Source organism: Desulfonatronospira sp., from assembly GCA_003563255.1.
Taxonomy (GTDB): domain Bacteria; phylum Desulfobacterota; class Desulfovibrionia; order Desulfovibrionales; family Desulfonatronovibrionaceae; genus Desulfonatronospira.
Genome location: PWSL01000055.1, coordinates 1 through 2,645 on the forward strand (window position 1 = coordinate 1; position 2,645 = coordinate 2,645).

2 protein-coding genes are annotated in these 2,645 nt (G+C 47.1%); both read right to left on the bottom strand.

Going from position 1 to position 2,645, the window contains the following annotated elements; genetic code table 11:
• Positions 1–197: hypothetical protein (locus QZP87_RS01705; RefSeq protein WP_291321193.1), on the bottom strand; the 197-nt coding region annotated here is incomplete at its 3' end.
• Positions 198–230: 33 nt separating this feature from the next.
• Positions 231–2,351, bottom strand: coding sequence for an EAL domain-containing protein (locus QZP87_RS01710; RefSeq protein WP_291321194.1), 2,121 nt, complete (start codon positions 2,349–2,351; stop codon positions 231–233).
• Between the last annotated feature and the right edge of the window lie 294 nt (positions 2,352–2,645).

Here is a 2,645-nt window from a genome sequence, read left to right on the forward strand (position 1 = left end):
ATCCAGCACTCACTTTTGGCAATGGAGAAATACCAGAAAAAATAGTATTCAAAAGTGAGTGCTGGATCATTAATGGACGCGGAGCGTCCGGAAGATGTTCCCACGCAGAGCGTGGGAACAATAAAGGAAATGATGCCCCGAAGGGGCCACTTTTTCCGTGCAGGGTCGCGGAAAAAGGGACCTCTGTCTTCTGTCATCTGTCAGGGCCGGATCTCTGCAGTAATTCGGGATCAGTCCTTTTTGTCCAGAATTTCCTGGATGTATTGTTCGGCATTTTTTACATCCAGCGGCTTTGAGAAATAGTAACCCTGTCCGAAATAGCAGTTGAAGCTTTGAAGCATCTGCATCTGCTCCTTTGTTTCAATCCCCTCGGCCACTGCCTTGATGCCAAGGCTTTGAGTCATGGCCAGGATGGCGCGGACCAGTGCCTGTCCACTCTGGCTTTCCATGGTGTTGATGAAGGAACGGTCAATCTTGAGGTTGTCGATTGGAAACTTCTGCAGGTAGTTTAGAGAAGAGTAACCTGTTCCGAAATCGTCAATGGAGAGCTTTAGACCCAGACCTTTGATTTTGTTCAGGGTTGTAATGGAGTCTTCGGCATCGTCCATGACTACGCTTTCGGTCAGCTCGAGGTTTATATTCCAGGGATTAATGCTGTTTCTAAGGATAGTGTTCTCCAGAAAATTCAACAGATTTTTATCCTTAAACTGCACCCCGGAAAGATTTATATTCATGGTGAAGTCAAGGCCCATTTGTCTCCACTTGAAAGCCTGTTTGCAGGCGGTATCCAGAATCCATTCCCCGAGTGGGGTGATGAGCTCAGTTTCTTCTGCAATGGGTATGAAAACATTTGGGGGAACCATGCCTTTATCCGGATGAATCCAGCGTATGAGGGCTTCAAAGCCGGATATAGTCATGTCCGAAAGGTTGTAGATTGGTTGATAATAAAGGACGAATTCCTTTTGCTGAATGGCTTTTCGCAGTTCTGTTTCCAACTGGAGCAAATTGGAAACCTGGGCGTGCATCTGAGGGTCAAAGACCACATAACTTCCCGGACCGATGGATTTAGCCCGATGCAGGGCAGTATCCGCATCTCTGAAAATCTCCTCCGGATCACTGTAGTCCTGGCTTGAAACCACAATGCCCATGGAGCAGGTAGTAAAGATTTCATTGCCGGCTATTTCAAAGGGTTCGGCAAACTGATCTTTGATTTTTTCAGCCCTTAATGCAGCCTCGGGCAGGTCTTCTGCTTCAATTAATAGTCCGAAGTCATCCCCTCCGAAATGAGCAACGGTATCTCTTTTTTTAACGCAGTTTTCCAGCCTTTTGGACATTAGAACAATTAGCTCATCTCCTTTCTGATGCCCCAGGCTGTCATTGACCAGCTTGAAACGGTCCAGGTCTATGAAAATGACCGCAAAAAAATATCCCTTGTCCTCTTGATAGGTCTGAATGGATTTTTTCAGCCTGTTTTTAAATAATTCGCTGTTGGGAAGACCGGTGAGGCGGCTGTAGAAAGTGCGCTGCCGCAGTTCTTCCTCCACCAGCCGCTTGTCTGTAAGGTCAAAAATGGATATAATGGAAGATTTCCATTCAGGGATAACCGCAATCTTGTGGTAAAGGTGCAGTTTTTTCTGGTCCCTGGTAATGCCTTTGATTTCAAATTCAGCAGACTCCAGTTCTGTGGTGGCTCCGCTACTGTCAAGGTATTTCTGAACCCGCCAGTGATCTTCAGGATGCACAAAATCCAGGAAGTGCATCTTTTCTTCCACCTCATCCCTGGAATATCCCATGAGATCGCAGAATTCCTTGTTGACCATGATCAGCTGTTTGCTGGAAGTATTCATAAGCAACATGGCACTTTTGGATGCTTCGAAAAGGGTCCTGTATTTTTTTTCGGATTCCTGAAGTTCCCAGGTTCGTTTTTCAACCAGGTGTTCCAGTTCCTGTGTGTATTTTTTGATCTCCTGGGTCTGCCTGCGAAGTGTAAGATGGATATTGATTCTGGAAAGTAGTTCGTTGCGGTCAAAGGGTTTGTCCACAAAATCCATGCCCCCGGCTTCCAGACCCTGGGCCTTAACCTTGGGATTGTTGACCGCTGAGATGAATATGACCGGGACTTCTCTGGTGTCCTCCCGATCCTTGAGTCGCCGGCACACTTCGATGCCGTCAATACCTTCCATCATGAGATCCAGCAGTACCAGGTCGGTTTGGGAGGAGGCAAGTTCAAGGGCCTGGTAGCCGTCCTCGGCTTCAAGTATATCGGCTCTGGAGGCAAGAAATTTGCGCAGCATGGATCTGTTGACGAACTCATCATCAACCACAAGTATTTTTGGTATTTTGTCTTCCATTACTAAAAATGTAATCAATGGTTAAATGTCATGTATCTGTTCAGCGCTTCTAACGCGGGCTATGCCCGCAACCCAGATTAGAAAAGAGTTTTTGGCCCACAGATCACACAGATGTACACCCCAGTAAAATGGGAAGAAATTTTACGGGGCAGGCAGATAAGAGAGGTTTTTTATGTGCATACCAGGATTACGCACCTGGTATGCACATGGTCTCCACCGCATCCGCGGTAGATACCGGGGAGTAATCTTCCCCCGCCCGAAGGGCTGATACCTTTTCCTTGCGGGTCTTGCCCC

What these genes read in the sequence shown, in the direction of transcription:
- QZP87_RS01710 (WP_291321194.1), bottom strand. Translation starts at nt 2,351, where the DNA reads ATGGAAGACAAAATACCAAAAATACTTGTGGTTGATGATGAGTTCGTC.